Here is an 18965-nt window from a genome sequence, read left to right as displayed (position 1 = left end):
CATGAGCCTGTTGAGCCACCTGGCCAGGGCGCCGTTGAGCGCCAAATTCGGCTTGCTGATCATTGTTTTGTACATCGCGGTGGCGCTGTTTGCGCCGCTGCTGGCGCCCTATGGAGAAACCCAGGTGGTGGGCGAGGGCTTCGCGCCCTGGAGTGGCCAGTTCCTGCTGGGCACCGATAACCTGGGGCGCGACATGTTCAGCCGCCTCGTCTACGGCGCGCGCAATACCTTGGGCATCGCCTTCCTGACGACCACGCTGGCGTTTGTGCTCGGTGGTTTGAGCGGCCTGGTCGCGGCGATCAAGGGCGGCTGGGTCGACCAGGGCTTGTCGCGGGTGGTGGATATTCTGATGGCGATCCCGCAGCTGATCTTTGCCTTGCTGATCCTCAGCGTGGTGGGCACCAACGCCACCTCGTTGGTACTGGTGATTGCGCTGCTGGATTCGACGCGGGTGTTTCGCTTGTCTCGTGCGGTGGCGATGACCGTGGTGGTGCAAGACTTCGTCGAAGCCGCACGCCTGCGTGGCGAAGGCCTGTGGTGGCTGGTCACCCGCGAAGTGCTGCCCAACGCCGCTGCGCCGTTGATTGCCGAGTTCGGCCTGCGCTTCTGCTTTGTGTTCCTGTTTATCAGCGCGTTGTCGTTTTTAGGCCTGGGCATTCAACCGCCCACCGCCGACTGGGGCAGCATGGTGCGCGACAACGCGGTGTTGATCACCTTCGGCGATATCAGCCCGTTGCTGCCGGCCCTGGCCGTGGCGTTGATTACCGTCAGCGTGAATTTTGTCGTCGACTGGATGCTGCATAAATCCAGCGGCCTGAAGGAGTGTTGAGGATGGACACGCCATTGCTGGAAATTCGCAACCTGCAGGTCGAAGGGCATTACGAAGACGCTTGGCACCCGCTGATCAACGGTATCGATCTGACCTTGCAGCGCGGCGAGGTACTGGGACTGATCGGCGAGTCGGGCGCGGGCAAGTCCACCCTCGGCCTGGCAGCGATGGGTTATGCGCGCGACGGTTGCCGCATTGTCGGCGGCTCGGTGTGTTTTGACGGCATTCAGTTGCTGCAGGCCAAGCCTGAGGCCTTGCGCAAATTGCGCGGCCTGCGCATTGCGTATGTGGCGCAAAGCGCGGCGGCATCGTTCAACCCGGCGCACCGACTGATCGACCAGCATGTAGAAACGGCGGTGATCAACGGCGGTATCAGCCGCGCCCAGGCCGAGCGCGAAGCGGTGGAGTTGTACCGCGTACTGCGCCTGCCCAGCCCCGAAACCATTGGTCAACGCTACCCGCATCAAGTCTCGGGCGGGCAATTACAGCGGGTGATGACGGCGATGGCCATGGCCTGCCACCCGGACCTGATTATCTTTGACGAACCCACTACCGCCCTCGACGTCACCACCCAGATCGAAGTGCTGGCGGCGATACGCGATGCGGTGAAAACCTTCGGCAGCGCCGCGCTGTACATCAGCCATGATTTGGCGGTGGTGGCGCAGATGGCCGACCGCATCATGGTGCTGCGCCACGGCAAACTGGTGGAAGAAGCTGACACTCGCAGCATGCTCAGCCAGCCGCAGCAGGACTACACCAAGTCGCTGTGGGCGGTGCGCAGTTTCCGCACCGAGCCCAAGGCGTGCCCGACTCAGGCCGTGCCGCTGCTGGAGGTGCGCCAGGTGTGTGCCCGTTACGGGCATCAACCGGTGCTGCATGAGGTGTCGATGCAGCTGCATCGCGGCCAGACCCTGGCGGTGATCGGTGAGTCCGGCAGCGGCAAAAGCTCCACTGCGCGCTTGATTACGGGGTTGTTGCCGGCCACCGCGGGGCAGGTGTTGTATGACGGCGAGGCGTTGCCGGTGGACTTCCGGCGGCGCAGCAAGGAGCAGTTGCGGCGTATCCAGATGATCTACCAGATCCCCGACACGGCGCTGAACCCGCGCCAGCGTATCGTCGACATCATCGGCCGGCCGCTGACGTTTTACCTGGGCCTCAAGGGCAAGGCGATGCGCGCGCGGGTGGCCGAATTGCTGGAGATGATCGAGCTGGACCCGGCAATGTTCATGGAGCGCCAACCGCGCGAGCTGTCCGGCGGGCAGAAGCAGCGCATCTGCATCGCCCGTGCCTTGGCGGCCGACCCGCAACTGATCATCTGCGATGAAGTCACCTCGGCCCTCGATCAACTGGTGGCCGAGGGTGTGCTGAAGTTGCTCAACCGTATCCAGCAGCAACTGGGCGTGGCCTACCTGTTTATCACCCACGACGTCGCCACCGTGCGCGCGATTGCCGATGAGGTGGTGGTGATGCAGCGGGGCAGGGTGGTCGACCAAGGCCGCCGCAGCGCGATTTTTACCCCGCCGTACCAGGACTACACCGGCCTGCTGTTTTCATCGGAACCGGAAATGGACCCGGACTGGCTCAATCATTTGCTGGCCCAGCGGGCGGCGCCCACCGTTTGAGGAATTCACATGAAGGTTTTGATTGTTCACGCGCACCCTGAGCCACAGTCCTTTACCGCCGCCCTGCGCGATCAGGCGGTCACCACGTTGCAGGCCCAGGGGCACCAGGTGCAGGTGAGTGACTTGTACGCCATGCAGTGGAACCCGGTGGCGTCGGCGGGGGATTTTTCCACGCGGGAGAACCCCGAGTATCTGGTGTATGCCCTGGAGCAGCGCCTGGGTGTGAAAAAGCAGTCGATCGCGGCGGATATCCAGGCCGAGTTGGACAAGCTGTTGTGGGCCGATTTGCTGATTCTCAACTTCCCGATTTTCTGGTTCTCGGCGCCGGCCATGCTCAAGGGCTGGATCGACCGGGTGCTGGTGTCGGGCGTGTGTTACGGCGGCAAGCGTTTCTACGATCAGGGCGGCTTGGCGGGCAAGCGTGCACTGGTCACGGTGACCCTGGGCGGGCGTGAGCATATGTTCGGCGAGGGTGCGATTCATGGGCCGTTGGAGGACATGTTGCGACCGATTCTGCGCGGTACGTTGGCGTATGTCGGCTATGAAGTATTGGCGCCGTTTGTGGCGTGGCATGTGCCGTATATCAGTGATGAGGCGCGGCGGGAATTTCTGTTGGGGTATGCGCGGCGGTTGCAAGGGCTGGTGGAGGAGCAGCCCTTGGTGTTTCCGAAATTGGCACAGTTTGATGAGGCGCTATACCCACTTTCCTGAGTCCAGCCCTGTTCGAGTGTGGGAGCTGGCTTGCCAGCTCCCAAAGGTTTGATCTTCTTCTGTCAGTTGGCTTTGTGTTGCTCCCGCAACCGCTCCGCAGCACTGCGCAACAACTGTTCGGTGCCGTCCCAGCCCAGGCAACCATCGGTCACCGACACGCCGTATTTCATCGACGCACTCAATGGCTGGCAACCTTCGAACAAGTGGCTTTCAATCATCATGCCGACCAGCGAAGTGTCGCCCTGCAGGCGCTGTTCCAGTACGTCATTGAACACCGCCGGTTGACGCAGCGGGTCTTTGCCGCTGTTGGCGTGGCTGCAATCAACCATGATCCGCGCCGCCACTTTGGACTTGGCCAGGTCCAGCTTCACCTGCGCCACGCTCTGCGCATCGTAGTTCGGCCCACGGTGACCGCCGCGCAGCACCAGGTGGGTATCGGGGTTGCCCGGGGTCTGGATGATCGCCGGGTGGCCCTGGCTGTCGACGCCGAAGTGGCGGTGCGGGTGTGACGCCGAGCGCATCGCGTCACAGGCAATCGCGACGCCGCCGTCGGTGCCATTCTTGAAGCCGACGGGCATGCCCAGGCCGCTGGCCATTTCGCGGTGGATCTGCGATTCGGTGGTGCGTGCGCCGATGGCGACCCAGCTGAGCAGGTCATCGAAGTAGCCGGCGGCCATGGGTTGCAGCAGCTCGGTGGCGACCGGCAAGCCCAGGCGCAGCATTTCGCGCATCAGCTCGCGGGACAGGGTGAGGCCTGCGGCCATGTCATCGCTGCCGTCCAGGTGCGGGTCGTAGGCCAGGCCTTTCCAACCGATGGTGGTGCGCGGTTTTTCGACGTAGGCGCGGATCACCAGCAGCATCTGGTCGCTGACTTCAAGCGCCAGCTTCTTCAGGTTGCGCGCGTATTCCATGGCCGATTCGGGGTCGTGGATCGAGCACGGGCCGACAATCACCAGCAAACGGGAATCTTCACCGTTGAGGATGGCGCGCACGGCTTGGCGATGGGCGTGGATCTGCTCGTGGAGGAACGGGCTGAGGGGCAACTGATGCTTGAGCTCAAGGGAGCTGGGCAAGCGCTGGGTCAGGGCTTCATTGGCGCTGGAAAGGTTGGCAACAGGCAAGGCGGCGGTGGCGGAGTTCATATTCAAGGCTTCCTGGGCAAGCGGCGGGCGTTTCCCGCGCGCTCTGCCCTAGTGGGGTGTTCGACAATTGGCCGTAGTGGCTACGTGTGTTGGCTTGCCACCGATAGGTGACCGATCGGAGGCGGCAGGCTGTCCCGAACGGAGCTTGCTAAATCGCCATGCAGTGCAAGTGTCGTAGCGGTAATAGGTGGCGTAGTTCATGTCGTGTGTCCTTTAAGTGTTCTTCAAAGTTGATGGAGGCCTGAAAAAACAAAACCCCCGGTCGGGGAGCCGACCGGGGGTTAGATTTCTCTGGTAGGCGACCCCTTGAGTAGTGGGCGCCGATTTCAGGTATCAGGCGCGCCAGTGGCTAAACCAATACCCAAAATAAAAGCTGACCAGTGCGCTCGAACCGTTCACGCGGGTAGCCGACACCGAGCGCGAGGCGCTGGCAGCAGGGCAAACCTGAGTGTGGGTGAGTTGCAACATGGTGTGTCTCCAAATGATGGGCTGAGCTTACTAGAGGCGCACGGTTGGATTCAATCAGTAATTTCTATCGCATGAACCACTTACGGCTATGGGGCGAGTGCCGATATGCTGGTAACACTTTGATAATGATTGCCTGGACGCGACCATGACTGCCTTGACCCTTGCTGCCGCTCAAACCCTCTCCAGCGCAGGCGACGTGCCGGCCAATATCCAGCAGCACCTGGCATTTATGCAGGCCGCGGCGGAACACGGTGTGCAGTTGCTGGTGTTTCCGGAGCTGTCGTTAACCGGGTATGAACCCGCGTTGGCGGCCGGTTTGGCGATAGCGCCGGATGACGCCGTGCTGACGCCGTTGCGCGAGAGGGCGCAAGCGCTGCGGTTGACGGCGGTGGTGGGGATGCCGATTCGCCTGGCACCTGAAACGGGTGTGTTGATCGGCGCACTGGTGTTGGGGGCGGACGGCTCGTTGGCGGTCTATACCAAGCAGCATCTGCACCCCGGCGAAGACGTGGCATTTATCCCGGGGCAGGGTGGCGCCGCACTCGAGTGGGGTGAAGATCGTATTGCTCTGGCGGTATGCGCAGACTTTTCCCAGGCCAGTCATCCGCGGGCTGCGGCAGAGTCGGGGGCTAACGTCTATGCCGCCGGTGTGCTGATCAGCGAGGGTGGCTACGCCACTGACGCCGCATTGCTCGAGGGCTACGCCATTGAACATGGAATGCTCGTGCTGATGGCCAATCACGGTGGGCCATCGGGCGGCTGGACCTGTGCAGGGCGCAGCGCGATTTGGGGGGCGCAGGGTTTGATCAGCGCGGCACCGGGTGTTGGCGGCGCACTGGTCATCGCTCAGCGTGAGGGCGGGCGCTGGACTGGACGGCAAGTGGCAATCTGAATCGGAGGCAGCAGGCAATGACCTTTCACTTGCGCGCAGCGACGGACCGGGACTGTTCGTTTGCACGCGTCCTTACCCGTCAGTCGATGGATCGCTATTACGAGCACTACGGGTTCATATGGTCCAACGACGGCTTTGATACCGCCTGGGCGGGGCGAGAAAGCTGGATGATCTGCCGCGACGATGAGGTCATCGGTTTTATCAGCCTGAGCTACGACGGCGATGCGCTGTTTATTCGCGAACTGCACTTGATCGAAGCGCGTCGCGGGCAAGGCGCCGGCAGTTGGGTGTTGGAGCAGATGGTGCTGAAGGCGCGTGCGCAGGGGCTGGGGTTTTTACGCTTGACCGTGTTCAAGATCAACCCGGCCAGAAACCTCTACCTGAGGCATGGGCTCAGCATTGTCCAGGAAGAGAACTGCTTCTTGTGCATGGAGCGTGTGTGTGACGCAGATCCATCGGACCAATAACAGGCACTCTGTACGAATAAGCGCATACTGCGATCAGGAAACAGCTTCTACATCGAGGTTCTGAGCAATAGGCTCATCCACGATAATCCCTTCTTTCATGCCCAGCAGGACCGCCACCTTATGGGCTTCCCCGCGCCGTCCCTTTTTACGCCCAGCGAGCACTTGATACGTCGTGGCCGGATCAACGCCGTGTTCCCGGGCAAACGCTTGAACTGACTTGCCTTGATGTTCCAACCAAGCCTTGGCTTGTGCAGCAGTGCGAATACCGGGCATAGTTCAAAACCGTTCAAGTTTGTTTAAAACGAGATGAGTGTGTCACCTCTTGGGGTGTGCAAAATAGGATCATACATCCAAATGAGTGGAATCGGTTCGCGTTTAAGGCAGGAAAGAGAACGTCTTGGTCTGTCGCAGAAAATTTTTGGTGAAATCGGCGGCGTTGAAGCAAACGCCCAAGGCAAGTACGAGAGCGGTGGCCGCGCGCCAAAGGCGGATTATCTGTCACGCGTGGCAGAGCGCGGTGTGGATATTTTATACGTCCTGACGGGAAGCCCGACGCCTCTGCAACTGGAAAACCTGAGCCAGTTGGAAGAGAAAATCCTGGAAAACTACCGGGCGATGTTCAAGGAAGATCAGGACGCTATCCGTCGACTCACCTCCACATTGGCCGAACACTCCGTGTCGCAGAGCGGAAAACACAAGCCATCTTCCGCGCAAAGCTGACCTTTTACTCAATAAAATCGGCTGTCTGCCGCAAGGCGGACGCCGATAGTGTGCGTTAACTCTATATATATGACGCTTGCAGCTAGGTCTGCGCCCTGGTTTTTTGCTAAGGTGTTCAGCAACCTATAAGACCATATCGCGAGGTGTCTGCTTGATTAGGGTGCTAGTAGTCGATGATCACGATCTCGTTCGTACAGGCATTACACGAATGCTGGCTGACATCGATGGCCTGCAAGTAGTCGGTCAGGCCGAATCGGGGGAGGAATCCCTGATCAAGGCCCGGGAGTTGAAACCCGATGTGGTTTTGATGGACGTCAAGATGCCTGGGATCGGCGGTCTTGGTGCCACTACCAAATTGTTGCGCAGCCATCCGGACATAAAAGTCGTGGTCGTCACTGTGTGCGAGGAAGACCCGTTTCCGACGCGGCTGCTACAGGCGGGCGCGGCCGGTTACTTGACCAAGGGCGCAGGCCTGGCGGAGATGGTGCAAGCCATTCGCCTGGTGTTTGCCGGCCAGCGGTATATCAGCCCGCAGATCGCCCAACAGTTGGCGATCAAGTCGTTCCAGCCCACCAGTGACTCGCCGTTTGATGCGCTGTCGGAGCGGGAAATCCAGATTGCCTTGATGATCGTCGGCTGCCAGAAGGTGCAGACGATCTCCGACAAGCTCTGCCTGTCGCCCAAGACCGTCAACACCTACCGCTATCGCATTTTCGAGAAGCTCGCCATCAGCAGTGATGTTGAATTGACCCTGCTCGCGGTGCGCCACGGCATGGTGGACGCCAGCGCCTGACATGACCACACCGTTTGATCCAAGTGCCTTTCTCTCAACCTGCAGTGGCCGCCCCGGCGTGTACCGCATGTTCGACAGCGAGGCGCGCCTGCTTTACGTGGGCAAAGCCAAGAACCTGAAGAACCGCCTGGCGAGCTACTTTCGCAAGACCGGGCTGGCGCCCAAGACCGCCGCCCTGGTGGCGCGTATCGCCCAAGTCGAAACCACCATCACCGCCAATGAAACCGAAGCGCTGCTGCTTGAGCAGACGCTGATCAAGGAATGGCGGCCGCCCTACAACATCCTGCTGCGTGACGATAAATCCTACCCCTACGTGTTTTTATCCGACGGCAACTTCCCACGGCTGAGTATTCACCGAGGCGCGAAGAAGCAGAAGGGCAAGTATTTCGGCCCGTACCCCAGCGCCGGCGCGATCCGCGAGAGTTTAAGCCTGCTGCAAAAAACCTTTTTTGTGCGCCAGTGCGAAGACAGCTTCTACAAGAACCGCACGCGGCCCTGCCTGCAATACCAGATCAAACGTTGCAAGGCGCCGTGCGTGGGGTTGGTCGAGCCGGCGGAATACGCCGAGGATGTACGCCATTCGGTGATGTTTCTCGAAGGTCGCAGCAATGCACTCACCGACGAGCTTTCCGGCGCTATGGAGCAGGCTGCCAGTACGCTGGATTTCGAGCGCGCCGCCGAGCTGCGTGACCAGATCTCCCTGCTGCGCCGCGTCCAGGACCAGCAAAGCATGGAGGGCGGCACCGGCGATGTCGATGTGATCGCCGCCTTCGTCAACCCAGGCGGCGCCTGTGTGCACCTGATCAGCGTGCGCGGCGGGCGAGTGCTGGGCAGCAAGAACTTTTTCCCACAGACCGGGATCGACGAGGAGGTGGCCGAAGTCATGGCCGCTTTCCTTGGCCAGTACTATGTCAGCAGCCCCGAGCGCGATTTGCCGTCGGAGTTGATCGTTAACGTGGTGCACGAAGACTTTCCCACACTGATCGAAGCGATTCACGAGTTACGCGGCCGCGAGCTGGACATCAGCCACCGCGTACGCGGCACCCGTGCGCGCTGGCAGCAGCTGGCGGTGACGAATGCCGAACAGGCCTTGAGCGCGCGCCTGGCCAATCGGCAGCATGTGGCCGCACGCTTTGACGCCCTGGCTGAAGTGCTCAACCTGGACGAGCCGCCGCAGCGCCTTGAGTGCTACGACATCAGCCACTCCAGCGGCGAAGCCACCGTGGCGTCCTGCGTGGTGTTCGGGCCGGAAGGGCCGATCAAATCCGACTACCGGCGCTACAACATCGAAGGCGTCACCGCTGGCGATGACTACGCTGCCATGCACCAGGCCCTTACGCGGCGCTTCAGCAAGTTGAAGGACGGCGAGGGCAAGCTGCCCGATATCCTGCTGGTAGATGGCGGCAAGGGCCAGCTGTCCATGGCTCGCGACGTGCTCAACGAGCTGGCGGTGCCCGACCTGATCCTGCTCGGCGTGGCCAAGGGCGCCACGCGCAAGGCCGGTTTCGAGACGTTGTACTTGAATGATGCCGCCCATGAGTTCACTTTGAAGGGCGACTCACCCGCACTGCACCTGATTCAACAGATCCGCGACGAAGCCCACCGTTTTGCCATCACCGGCCACCGTGCCCGCCGTGGCAAAACCCGGCGAACCTCAACCCTGGAAGGGGTGGCAGGCGTCGGACCGACACGCCGTCGCGACCTGCTTAAACATTTTGGTGGCTTGCAAGAGCTATCCCGTGCCAGCATTGACGAAATAGCCAAAGCACCCGGTATCAGTAAAAAGCTCGCTGAGTTGATTTATGCGAATCTGCACAGCGAATAGAATGCCTTTCCACCTCGTAGCCAGTTGTGCCGATGAATATCCCTAATCTGATCACCGTTCTACGCGTCCTGCTTATCCCGATTTTTATTTTGCTGTTTTATTTGCCTTACGAATGGAGCTACGCGGCCTCAAGTTCGGTGTTTGCCTTCGCGGCCGCCACCGACTGGCTCGACGGCTACCTGGCGCGCCGCCTGGAACAAAGCACGCCTTTTGGTGCGTTCCTGGACCCGGTGGCCGACAAACTCATGGTGGCCGTCGCCCTGGTCCTGCTGGTGCAGGAACACGGCAACCTGTGGCTGACCCTGCCGGCCGCGGTGATCATCGGCCGAGAGATCGTCGTTTCGGCCCTGCGCGAATGGATGGCCGAAATCGGCGCCCGCGCCCACGTGGCTGTCTCCAACATGGGCAAATGGAAAACCGCCGCGCAAATGCTCGCGCTGGTCATCCTCCTGGCCAACCCGTCGGACTTCTCCTTCTGGGTCCTGCTGGGCTACGCCTTGCTGCTGATCGCCGCCGGCCTGACCCTGTGGTCCATGCTCCAGTATTTGCGCGCCGCCTGGCCTCACCTGCGCACCACCGTTGAAAAGAAATAAAACTTTTTTGAATCAAGGGGTTGACGGGGGTTCTGGATTCTATAGAATGCACATCACCAAGACGCGGGAATAGCTCAGTTGGTAGAGCACGACCTTGCCAAGGTCGGGGTCGCGAGTTCGAGTCTCGTTTCCCGCTCCAAACACAAAGAAAAAGCCACTCAATAGAGTGGCTTTTTTTTTGCCTGCGATTTACGTGATAGGCGCTTAGGCGTCTTTTTCCGTTGCGCTGGCAACTTCCGATCGTTGCGGGTGCACCGGCTGATTTGGCTCCGAGTCTAGTCCATTAAAATGGCGGGCAGCGAAGCCGGATTATTGCAGGAGCCAATAGGTCGAGCAGATCCTGTCGGATTAAGGCGCCCACACAGCGGTAAATGGTCAGGCCACCGAAGCAGGGCAAAATGTTTCGGCAACGAGTCCAACCCCATCGGGGGCTTCATTGTTCGCTGGCAGATAACTGCGTCACTTTTTATCGGCGAGGGCGTTTGGACCGGCCGGTTTCCTTGACCGCAAACATCAGACAGCGCACCGCTTCACGATCCTGTTCTGACAATAAACGGTAATAGCGGATCAATCGCTCTTCCTCTCGATTGAGTTGGCCGGGGCGCAGGGACGTACCGACGGCGGTACGCAGTGAGGAAATAAACGAAGTATTTAACATGATTCTGGCCCTTCATGAGGCGAATGGAGGCATGGACGTCTTGCCCAGAACAACTGAATACATAACGTTTATCGGAGAGATGGGCTCGTAATTTTTCGTGACTGTTAGGTTTTTCGGAACGGGCTGTCGGAAGTGCTTAGCAGGGGCGTAGGAGCTATCTTTCAAGGGTGACTGAATAGAGGCTGTAGTGCTCAACTAATCCCGGACACGACGTTGAGTTTTTCCTCGGCCCAAGCCGGCGCCAGCCCATCGTTCAATTAATGAGGCCGATTCCAGTTGTACCGATGCAGCAAAAAATGGCTGATGTCGCGCTGCACCTGTACGGCGGTGCGCACTTGTTCTGTGGAGTGGAAGCGGTTCAGTGCCGGTTCCGTAGCGTTGCCGCCGGCCATGGGCTGGTAGATCACCGGGCAATCGGTGTGGGTGCCAATGGTGCCCAGGCCGTCGGCGCGGTGTTCGAAGGTGTAGAGCAGGCCTTCTTCGGCGGCGAGGCGGGCGATGAAGTCGAGGTCGGTTTCACCGGCCTGCACACAGTATTCGCGCGGTTGGTGCTCGAAACAGATCTCGCTGCGGATGTCGGTCAGCTTTTGTTCGGCCAGCACGCTGGTGATGATGTCGGGTACGGTCTGGCCCTGGAAGATGCGTCAGTTGGAACGCAGGTTGAAACGCGCCAATGTAGGCTCGACCACGGCGGTGTAGCGGGTGCGGCGAAAGGAATTGGCTGACCAGGCCGTGCACGTAGCATTGCAGTGGGGTTATTAAGGAGAACCGCCGCACTGTGGAACAATTTTGGCGTTCGCTAAGTGTTGGCGGCGATACTCTCCTTGGCCTACACTCATGCGCCTTTCATGGCAGCGTGTTTTTGGCCTCTTAAAATTAAAGTCACATTTTTTCGTTAACTTGGTCGAACCATTGGTCGAAAATATCTTCGGAGGTCAATGTCCTGTGATTTGTATATGTTGGTTCGTATTTGTACTCAGCGTTTAATCGACCGGTATCAACGTTGTAGTGTAACTTGATTTCAGTAGGGGTCGGTTTTTCGTATTTGTCTAACATGACCTGAAGGCTCTTAAGGTCTTGGATTCCGGTTTCTAAAAGCGCACTTTGTCTTTCGGATGATGTATCGTAATTATTCTGGGCGGAGGAAGGGGTGGAATCGTTCAGTCGGTGCTTGTGATAGAGAACTCCGTTTATACTATAGAAAACATCAAATGTATAAATACCCTCTTCAATGGAGCAGTACGCATAAATGTCGTTTACTTTTCCGTCTGCGTACTCCAAGCAGAGTGAAATAATATCTGCTTGTGATTGAGAGAAAAAATCTTCGAAGTTATTTTTCATTAGTTGGTGGCCTAGTTTGGAAAGTCTTTAATGACAATTTTTCCGTCTATGGAATATTTCACAGTGAAACTGCTTGGTCTAACGTCCTTGCCAGTATAGTTTGGCTTGATTTCAGTGGAAACCTTTTTTCCATCTTTAATTGCTTGTGCCCATTTGTTTTCAAGTTTTGCGAAGTCGCTGAGATTAGCCTTTCGTGATTCGGAGACTAAGTTGTCAAGCTTGGCGGAACCTCCAAATCTATCCCCAGCTAAATGCCCAGCATGGTCTCCTGGTTGTTTCCCGGGCGTGTTACTGGAGTGAGGTAGTCTCGTAGTTCGTGTTGTTAACTTCAGCTCCTCGGCAGTGAATTTTGTTATGCGCCCCAGATCGTCCGTTTCGTAAAGGTATTGATGCTCGCCTGTTCGATATTTTATGTCAGGCTTTAATTTCCCGCTTTTCTGGAGGTGCGAGCCATCTGTAATGATGTCGCTTTTTATCTTGGCGCCATCTTTCGCTTTTGGAAGCTCTGGCTGTTGTGCAAGTCTTTCCAGAGTTTGTTTTTCTGTCCGTTCTGATGCTTCCTTAGCCGCTTTTTGGGCCACTTGTTGCGCTGCCTCTGACCCGAGGTGGTGCACGCCCTTGCCAACCAGTACGCTTCCTTTTATCGCATCGCCAACAAAGGGTATAGCCGCTACTGCTGACAGACTAGCATTGACCGCATCGCCCTCAGCAGCGTAGATCCCCGCGTTGATCAGGTCTGGGATAGCACCCAGTCCAGGCACGAAGCCCAACGCATCCAAGCCGCCATGAACCCACGGGCTCGCGCTTCCCCACCAGCCTTTTTCTGCGTGTGTTTCTGCCTCTGTCGGCGGATTCGCCTGTGTGGCGGGGACGGCAGCGGGTGCGGTTTCTCCCACTACTCGACCTATGGTGTTGCCGTTTGCGGTCGTTCCATCTGGGCTTCGGTTCAAGCGTGGATCAGGATAGTCGGGCAGCGGAACAGGCAGTGCTTCTTTTTGCAGTGCTACATACTCGGCATAGGTCATTTCCTGTTGGGTCAGCAGCGTCTTTCCTTCATAGACCTGAACAGTCACGCCCCAGCCATTCTCAAAACTAGCGAAGACCTTGCCACCATATGGCACGAAGGATTTGTTGATGTTGATATTTAACGGCTCGGTCATGGTCTAGACCCCATTCATCCAGAACATGTCGTCATGGCGCACCACTAACTTTCCTTCAGCCCGCACCGTGCTGCTCTTCTCCAACGGGTAGCATTTTCCGCCGACGGTGTTGCTCTTGATGCCTTTGGCGGCGCCAGCCCCATCCCCCTTGGTGGTCGGCACAAGGCTCTTATCGAACACCACCACTGGCTTGCCGTTGGTACGTACCGACTTGGCCACGCCGGTAGCGGTTTTCAGCTCAGCGGTGACGGGGTAGGGCACCGGCGGGATGGCGCTGCCCATTGGGGTTTTGCAAACGTCGGGGACAATGCTGACGACCTGCCATTTGCCTTGCTTGCGAGCGATGACGTTATCGGCCATGTCAGAGCGCCTCCTTTGCTGCGCGCTTGATCAGCGGTGCGTTCGGATCAGTCTCTAAACGTGCTTCAAGGACACGAATGCCCGGGTGATTGGGCAGGCTGATGCGATGGGTCAAGGCCAATGTCATCGCTTCGGTATCGATACGCAGGGTGTCGGTGAGCATCGGCAGTGGCAGCATTGCGCCGTTGTGCAGGCGCATAAGAACGAACGCGCGATGGCCGGGCAGTTCGACGCACAACGTGCCGTCAGGTGTGAGGTCGGGATCAGTTAGATTGAACAGCTCAAGGCGAAATGCGGGCGGTGGAAACTCGATCTGCTGATCGGCCGGCGCGCCGTTCCAGTAGGCAAAATCAAAGTCCAGCGGCAATCCCGGCCAGCGTTCTCGCTTCCAGGTTTCGTCATAGCGCCCGGCCAATGGCAGACGTGGTGCCCAGGCCCGTCCCACCACACCAAATCCGACCGGGTGGTTTTTGTAGCTAGCCGCCACCTGCGCCATGCCGTTGGCGTCGAGTTCACCCTCGGGATGTTTGACCCTGTCCAGGCGCCATACCGGTTTGTCGATGGGCTCGATCTGTGGCGCGGGGAGTTCGCGCAACGGCTTGTCTAGTTGAAAACTGAGGTCTTCCTGGCGCTTTTCGATCCAGCCCCGGCCCAGCGGGTTGCTGTAACAGACTTCGTTGAGCAGATAGGGCGGCGTATCTGCATCAACGGCGTGCTCGGGATTAACTACTACGCTGCTGCCCCCGAAGGCATATTCCCAGCGCAAGGGCACCGAAGTGGCGGGCTGCGGTTCGGTCAATTGCCATCCGCCGAACAAGCTATGGCGAAACTGGCGAGGGCCAGTAAAGCTCAGGTGTTTATCCAACAAGTTATGACGTGTCGGAGCTTCGGCACGACGCTTAAAAGCTTCTTGGCGGGCGGCCTGCCACGCTGCCAGTTGATACTCGGTCAGCCGTTCGCCGGGACTCAACGGCGTCGGCAGCGGCACGTCGATTCTGGGCGGCGGCGCCACCGGCGCACTGATGCGCAGTCCGGCCGTCCACTGCGTTGCTGGTTGACCTTGTGGTGCGTAAGCATTACCCACAACAATCACATCACAGCGCGGTTTGAACGGTGCCAAGTCGCTTTCTTCGCAGACGCTACTGGATCCTTCCTCGCCGTAGTAGCTATCAGCAGTGCACAGTGGCAGCGGGTCATCGTCCAGCACCTCGGCCCGAAATTGCCCCGTATACCCGTCAATCGGCAGCAACCGATAACCCACTTTCATGACCAGCACCGGGTACTCTTGATCGTCCACACCCAGCGCGCTGAAACACAACGCATCGAAGGGCGTCAGATTGCGAAATTCCATGACGCGCCCTCAGTTGATATCGACGTCTTTACCGTTGATCTGCACGGCGCCACTGGCGCTGAAATCGAAGGTGCGGCCATTGATCAGCACGGTGCCGTCGGACTTCATCACCAGGGTGGATTTGCCCACCGTGACCTTGAATTCATCCCCGGCGTCGATGCTGAATTTCTTGCCCACCGCCACCGACTTGTGGATACCAATCTGCTCGCTCTGGCTCAGCCCCACAGTGGTGTTCATCGCCGCGCCAACACTGGTCTGATACGCCGCGCCGATGGTCAGCGCCTTGGCCAAACCGATTGTTTCCGCTTTGGCGAGTGCAATGGTCTCGGCTTTGTTTCCGCCGATGGTCACGCTACGGTTGGCGCCAATCTGGATGGTTTCGTTCTGGCCGACATCTTCGGTGCGGTGATCGCCGATGGAGACCTTTTCGTTGTGTTCCACGCGTTCGCTGCGGTCATTGCCGACGAAGATGCCGTTGTTGTTTTTGATGTGGACGTTCTTGTCTTTCTCGGCATGAATAAACACTTCTTGCTGCCCCAACTCATCCTCAAAGCGCAGCTCGTTGAAGCCAGGTCCCTTGTGAGTGCGGCTTTTGATGGTCATCCGCGTCTTGTGTTTGGGCAGCTCATACGGCGGCAGATTGGTTTGGCGGTAGGTGCGGCCCGTGGCGATAGGCTGGTCAGGATCGCCGTCCAGGAAGCTGATGATCAGTTCCTGATTCACGCGCGGCACGGCCATGGCGCCCCACGTCGCACCGGCCCAGCCTTGCGACACGCGAATCCAGCACGAACTCTGATCGTTGTTTTTATCAGCACGATCCCACGGGAACTGCACCTTGACCCGACCCCATTCGTCGCAATAAATCTCCTCACTGGGAGGCCCGACCACCGTGGCGATCTGCGGGCCGTCAATGCAGGGTTTTTCACGCAGCGGCGCCTTCCAATCCGAGGTCCAACGGATGGCGCTGGCCTTCATTTCATAAGACGTACCGAGGCCGCTACCGAACGATTCTTCCTGCAGGCTGGTGTGCTGTTTGCCTTCGTGCTTGATGGCGATGGTGCGCCAACGGTCATTGAAGTCTTCACGCGGATGATCGTTGAGGTCGAAGGCCAACCCCGGTTGCAGGCGTTCATCGTCGCCTTCCACATGGGCCAGCTTGGCGTCGTTGCGCAGCGCGGCCAGACGCGTCTTGGTAAAGGGCTTGCCGGCGATGTCGCGTTTGTAGCGGCCGGGATAGTCGTAGCGTTCGTAGTCTTTGTGCTGGTTGTTCAGGTCCTGATCGCCGGTCGCGGTGTGCTGTTGGTTGTAGCGCGGGTGGGTGAAGGTGTAGTCGCGCTGCACCTGCACGGCGGTGCGCACTTGTTCGGTGTAGTGGAAGCGGTTCAGTGCCGGTTCGATGGCGTCGCCGCCGCCCATGGGCTGGTAGATCACCGGGCATTCAGTGTGTGTACCAATCGTGCCCAGCCCGCCGACGCGGTCGGTGAGGACCAGAGTGTGGCCATCGGCACGGTGTTCGAAGGTGTAGAGCAGGCCAGCACGCAGTACTCGCGGGGTCGGTGTTCAAAGCAGATTTCAGTGCGGATGTCGTTACTACGGCGGTGTAGCGGGTGCGGCGAAAGCCGATGTCAACCTGTTGGAACCGGCTGACCAAACCGTGGACGTAGCGCACCGGGGTGTCCACTTCGAAGGGATGCCCCGCAATTGCGATGCCGTCAGTTTGAAATTGGGTCGCGTTGCGAATCAGTCGTCAATCAAGTGTTGGACCTTCAACTTTTGGAGGTAAACTTCACCATCCGGATCTGTTTTAAAAACAGCATCCCCATCTAACATGTAAGCTTTTAGCAGTGACGTAATTGCCTCATCATCGAAGCCTAATAGCGTTTGGCATTGTCCTATTCTGTAGTGAATGAATGAATTGTCTAGCCCATCAGGGCCATTGAGTGCATCTTTCAGGTTTTCAAGGCTTTCAGGGTACTGTCCAAGTTGAAAAAAAGCATCACCTATTGAGGCAGAAAGCCATGTGAAGGCTTCCCAGGATGCTTGCGGTGTGGGTAGTAAATTTAGTGCTTGTGACCACTTCGAAATTGCCCCTTCAAATGCCGAATCGTCATAAAGAGCATTTCCTTCCTCTGATAAGAGGGTGATAGTTTCGTAAATTCTGTCAGGTAAATTCATTTAATTTTTTACATTTTTTTGTTTGAGGTAGAAGGTTAGATATTTTTTATCTTCGTCTGTAAAAGGTCTTTTCCCATATTTTTTATATTGTTTGTCGAAGATTTCGTACGCAATAGAGGTTTTTCCGGCATCAAAATAGACTGTGGCCGCAATAAACTCAACGTAGTCGCTAGGCTGTGGAGTATATAAATCGTGCATCACAGCTAACCAGTTTATAGCTTTTTCGTATTGTTTAGTTTCTTTGAAGAAAGCAACGAGACCTCTGGCGATACTTTGAGAGTAGTCGAGTGTTGATTTTGGGGACTGCATAATCTCCCAAGCTCTTAAAAAACAAGATTCGGCTTCATTTAATTGGTTTTTTTTCCAGTATTCACGTCCTTCTATTGAAAGATTGCCAATTTTTTCAATCTGCTCTGGCGTCAGTGTCGATTCCATCATGTACCTACTTTGTTGGAGGTTTGTAAGTTTGTCCAAGCTTTGCACCTGCCGACCTATTGATGCTGAAATGGTCTAGTTCATAATTTTTGCTATCTAGCATCCATTTTCTGACTTCTTTACTCTTTGCTCCTAGATGTCTACCACTGGTGTTCCACCATGTGACAGCATCTGTTTTGTGGGCCATGTCGGCTTTGCTAAGATCATACCAATTTTTGTCGGAGGCTTGGAACTCTGTTTTACCTGTAATTGGGTTCTCCCGTAATTTCCCATCGGCTCGCATTCGGTCTTGGACCTCGCGCCCTGTTTTTGAACTCTTGCCTGGAGTTCGTCCTAAAAACATCTCCCTTGCAGACTTCTCTCTTGGGGTGGCTTTAAAACCATTATTAGAATTCGATGGAGTATCTAATTCGGGATTGGTCTTCTTTGCTAATAGTTCGGCAGCTTCGTCGGTTTTTTTCGCCGATTTGTCAACAACCTCCTTACCTGCTTTTCCCGATGCTTCGGCCATCTTCGCACCGTATCGGGTAGCCTTGCCAGCCGTGCCCAGGTAGCCAACAAACGGAATCGCCGAGAGCAGCGAAAGGCCAGCGCCCACGTAGTCCCCACGAGCAAGGCTAATGACGGCGCTGGCGATATCGGCCACTTCCCCGACCACAGGTATCAGGCCAACCACATCCAAACCGAGCTGGATGCCATCCAGAATCTGCTCACCCGTGATGCCTTCTGCTTCAGTTTCGGCCTCTATCGGCGGATTCGCCTGTGTGGCGGGTACGGCAGAGGGTGCTGTTTCTCCCACCACTCGGCCGATGGTATTGCCGTTTGCGTTCGTTCCACCGGGGCTTCGGTTCAAGCGTGGATCAGGGTAGTCGGGCAGCGGAACTGGCAGTGCTTCTTTTTGCAGTGCCACATACTCGGCGTAGGTCATTTCCTGTTGGGTCAGAAGGGTCGCTCCTTCAAAGACCTGAACGGTCACGCCCCAGCCGTTCTCAAAACTAGCGAAGACCTTGCCGCCATAAGGCACGAAGGATTTGTTGACATTGATCTCTAACGGTTCCGCCATGCTCTAGACCCCATTCATCCAAAACATGTCGTCATGGCGCACCACCAACTTGCCTTCAGCTCGAACGGTGCTGCTCTTCTCCATCGGGTAGCACTTGCCGCCCACAGTGTTGCTCTTGATGCCTTTGGCACCACCAGCCCCATCCCCTTTGGTGGTCGGTATCAGGCTCTTGTCGTACACCACCACAGGCTTGCCGTTGACGCGTACCGACTTGGCTACCCCCGTGGCGGTTTTCAGCTCAGCGGTGACGGGGTAGGGCACCGGCGGGATGGCGCTGCCCATTGGGGTTTTGCAAACGTCGGGGACAATGCTGACGACCTTCCATTTGCCCTGCTTACGGGCGATGACGTTATCGGCCAT

General features: G+C 57.6%; 19 protein-coding genes, 1 tRNA gene and 3 pseudogenes. 10 read left to right on the top strand and 13 right to left on the bottom strand.

Going from position 1 to position 18965, the window contains the following annotated elements:
• The first annotated feature begins 1 nt into the window (after position 1).
• From L8I05_RS26770 to L8I05_RS26760, 3 genes are read left to right on the top strand one after another with little or no spacing between them, the layout of a single operon-like run.
• Complete coding sequence (locus tag L8I05_RS26770; RefSeq protein WP_197629322.1) at positions 2-829, top strand: ABC transporter permease; 828 nt, start codon at positions 2-4, stop codon at positions 827-829.
• Positions 830-831: 2 nt separating this feature from the next.
• Entirely contained in the window at positions 832-2451 is a 1620-nt protein-coding gene (locus L8I05_RS26765) for an ABC transporter ATP-binding protein (RefSeq protein ID WP_242174885.1), read from the top strand.
• Between the two features lie 9 nt (positions 2452-2460).
• Positions 2461-3162, top strand: coding sequence for an NAD(P)H-dependent oxidoreductase (locus tag L8I05_RS26760; protein WP_242174876.1), 702 nt, complete (start codon positions 2461-2463; stop codon positions 3160-3162).
• Between the two features lie 62 nt (positions 3163-3224).
• Here the strand turns inward: L8I05_RS26760 and L8I05_RS26755 are convergent, their stop codons facing one another.
• On the bottom strand, positions 3225-4304 hold the full coding sequence (locus L8I05_RS26755; protein WP_242174873.1) for a 3-deoxy-7-phosphoheptulonate synthase: 1080 nt from the start codon (positions 4302-4304) through the stop codon (positions 3225-3227).
• 613 nt (positions 4305-4917) lie between these two features.
• On the opposite strand from L8I05_RS26755, the gene L8I05_RS26750 reads away from it, so the two are divergent.
• Both L8I05_RS26750 and L8I05_RS26745 read left to right on the top strand, forming a co-directional pair.
• Positions 4918-5664 carry a carbon-nitrogen hydrolase family protein gene (locus tag L8I05_RS26750; RefSeq protein ID WP_242174870.1) on the top strand — a complete coding sequence of 249 codons (747 nt, stop codon included), beginning with the start codon at positions 4918-4920 and terminating at the stop codon, positions 5662-5664.
• Between the two features lie 17 nt (positions 5665-5681).
• Positions 5682-6131: a GNAT family N-acetyltransferase gene (locus tag L8I05_RS26745; protein WP_242174855.1), complete on the top strand. Its 450-nt coding sequence runs from the start codon at positions 5682-5684 to the stop codon at positions 6129-6131.
• A 33-nt stretch (positions 6132-6164) separates the two neighbouring features.
• Here the strand turns inward: L8I05_RS26745 and L8I05_RS26740 are convergent, their stop codons facing one another.
• Complete coding sequence (locus L8I05_RS26740; RefSeq protein WP_242174844.1) at positions 6165-6404, bottom strand: DNA-binding protein; 240 nt, start codon at positions 6402-6404, stop codon at positions 6165-6167.
• Between the two features lie 81 nt (positions 6405-6485).
• On the opposite strand from L8I05_RS26740, the gene L8I05_RS26735 reads away from it, so the two are divergent.
• From L8I05_RS26735 to L8I05_RS26715, 5 genes are all read left to right on the top strand, one after another.
• Positions 6486-6851, top strand: coding sequence for a helix-turn-helix transcriptional regulator (locus tag L8I05_RS26735; protein WP_242174842.1), 366 nt, complete (start codon positions 6486-6488; stop codon positions 6849-6851).
• A 151-nt stretch (positions 6852-7002) separates the two neighbouring features.
• Positions 7003-7644: a UvrY/SirA/GacA family response regulator transcription factor gene (gene uvrY, locus L8I05_RS26730; RefSeq protein ID WP_003190387.1), complete on the top strand. Its 642-nt coding sequence runs from the start codon at positions 7003-7005 to the stop codon at positions 7642-7644.
• A 1-nt stretch (position 7645) separates the two neighbouring features.
• Positions 7646-9469 carry an excinuclease ABC subunit UvrC gene (uvrC, locus tag L8I05_RS26725; protein WP_177017687.1) on the top strand — a complete coding sequence of 608 codons (1824 nt, stop codon included), beginning with the start codon at positions 7646-7648 and terminating at the stop codon, positions 9467-9469.
• Positions 9470-9501: 32 nt separating this feature from the next.
• Complete coding sequence (pgsA, locus tag L8I05_RS26720) at positions 9502-10062, top strand: CDP-diacylglycerol--glycerol-3-phosphate 3-phosphatidyltransferase (RefSeq protein ID WP_016968866.1); 561 nt, start codon at positions 9502-9504, stop codon at positions 10060-10062.
• A 63-nt stretch (positions 10063-10125) separates the two neighbouring features.
• A tRNA-Gly gene (locus L8I05_RS26715) sits at positions 10126-10201 on the top strand.
• 710 nt (positions 10202-10911) lie between these two features.
• Here the strand turns inward: L8I05_RS26715 and L8I05_RS26710 are convergent.
• From L8I05_RS26710 to L8I05_RS26660, 11 genes and pseudogenes are all read right to left on the bottom strand, one after another.
• Positions 10912-11049, bottom strand: a pseudogene (locus tag L8I05_RS26710) (IS3 family transposase); the annotation flags it as partial.
• A 33-nt stretch (positions 11050-11082) separates the two neighbouring features.
• Positions 11083-11322, bottom strand: a pseudogene (locus L8I05_RS26705) (contractile injection system protein, VgrG/Pvc8 family); the annotation flags it as partial.
• 280 nt (positions 11323-11602) lie between these two features.
• Entirely contained in the window at positions 11603-12061 is a 459-nt protein-coding gene (locus L8I05_RS26700) for a hypothetical protein (protein ID WP_242174841.1), read from the bottom strand.
• 11 nt (positions 12062-12072) lie between these two features.
• Positions 12073-13221 carry a DNA/RNA non-specific endonuclease gene (locus tag L8I05_RS26695; RefSeq protein WP_242174839.1) on the bottom strand — a complete coding sequence of 383 codons (1149 nt, stop codon included), beginning with the start codon at positions 13219-13221 and terminating at the stop codon, positions 12073-12075.
• Between the two features lie 3 nt (positions 13222-13224).
• Positions 13225-13581 carry a DUF4150 domain-containing protein gene (locus L8I05_RS26690; protein ID WP_242174825.1) on the bottom strand — a complete coding sequence of 119 codons (357 nt, stop codon included), beginning with the start codon at positions 13579-13581 and terminating at the stop codon, positions 13225-13227.
• A 1-nt stretch (position 13582) separates the two neighbouring features.
• Positions 13583-14932: a DUF2169 domain-containing protein gene (locus L8I05_RS26685; RefSeq protein WP_242174819.1), complete on the bottom strand. Its 1350-nt coding sequence runs from the start codon at positions 14930-14932 to the stop codon at positions 13583-13585.
• A gap of 9 nt (positions 14933-14941) precedes the next feature.
• Positions 14942-16601 (bottom strand): annotated as a pseudogene (gene tssI / locus L8I05_RS26680) (type VI secretion system tip protein TssI/VgrG).
• Between the two features lie 71 nt (positions 16602-16672).
• Entirely contained in the window at positions 16673-17107 is a 435-nt protein-coding gene (locus L8I05_RS26675) for a tetratricopeptide repeat protein (RefSeq protein ID WP_242174816.1), read from the bottom strand.
• Complete coding sequence (locus L8I05_RS26670) at positions 17108-17542, bottom strand: hypothetical protein (RefSeq protein WP_242174788.1); 435 nt, start codon at positions 17540-17542, stop codon at positions 17108-17110.
• Positions 17543-17549: 7 nt separating this feature from the next.
• Positions 17550-18605: a GH-E family nuclease gene (locus tag L8I05_RS26665; protein ID WP_242174786.1), complete on the bottom strand. Its 1056-nt coding sequence runs from the start codon at positions 18603-18605 to the stop codon at positions 17550-17552.
• Positions 18606-18608: 3 nt separating this feature from the next.
• The gene (locus L8I05_RS26660; RefSeq protein ID WP_242174783.1) at positions 18609-18965 is read right to left on the bottom strand and encodes a DUF4150 domain-containing protein; all 357 of its coding nucleotides are present in this window, start codon (positions 18963-18965) and stop codon (positions 18609-18611) included.

It is taken from the genome of Pseudomonas sp. MONT-RG-20F-20-E-7-02 (assembly GCF_022662395.1).
Classification (GTDB): domain Bacteria; phylum Pseudomonadota; class Gammaproteobacteria; order Pseudomonadales; family Pseudomonadaceae; genus Aquipseudomonas.
Note: the sequence above shows the minus strand (reverse complement) of the source record. Positions and strands in the feature narration are given on the sequence as shown.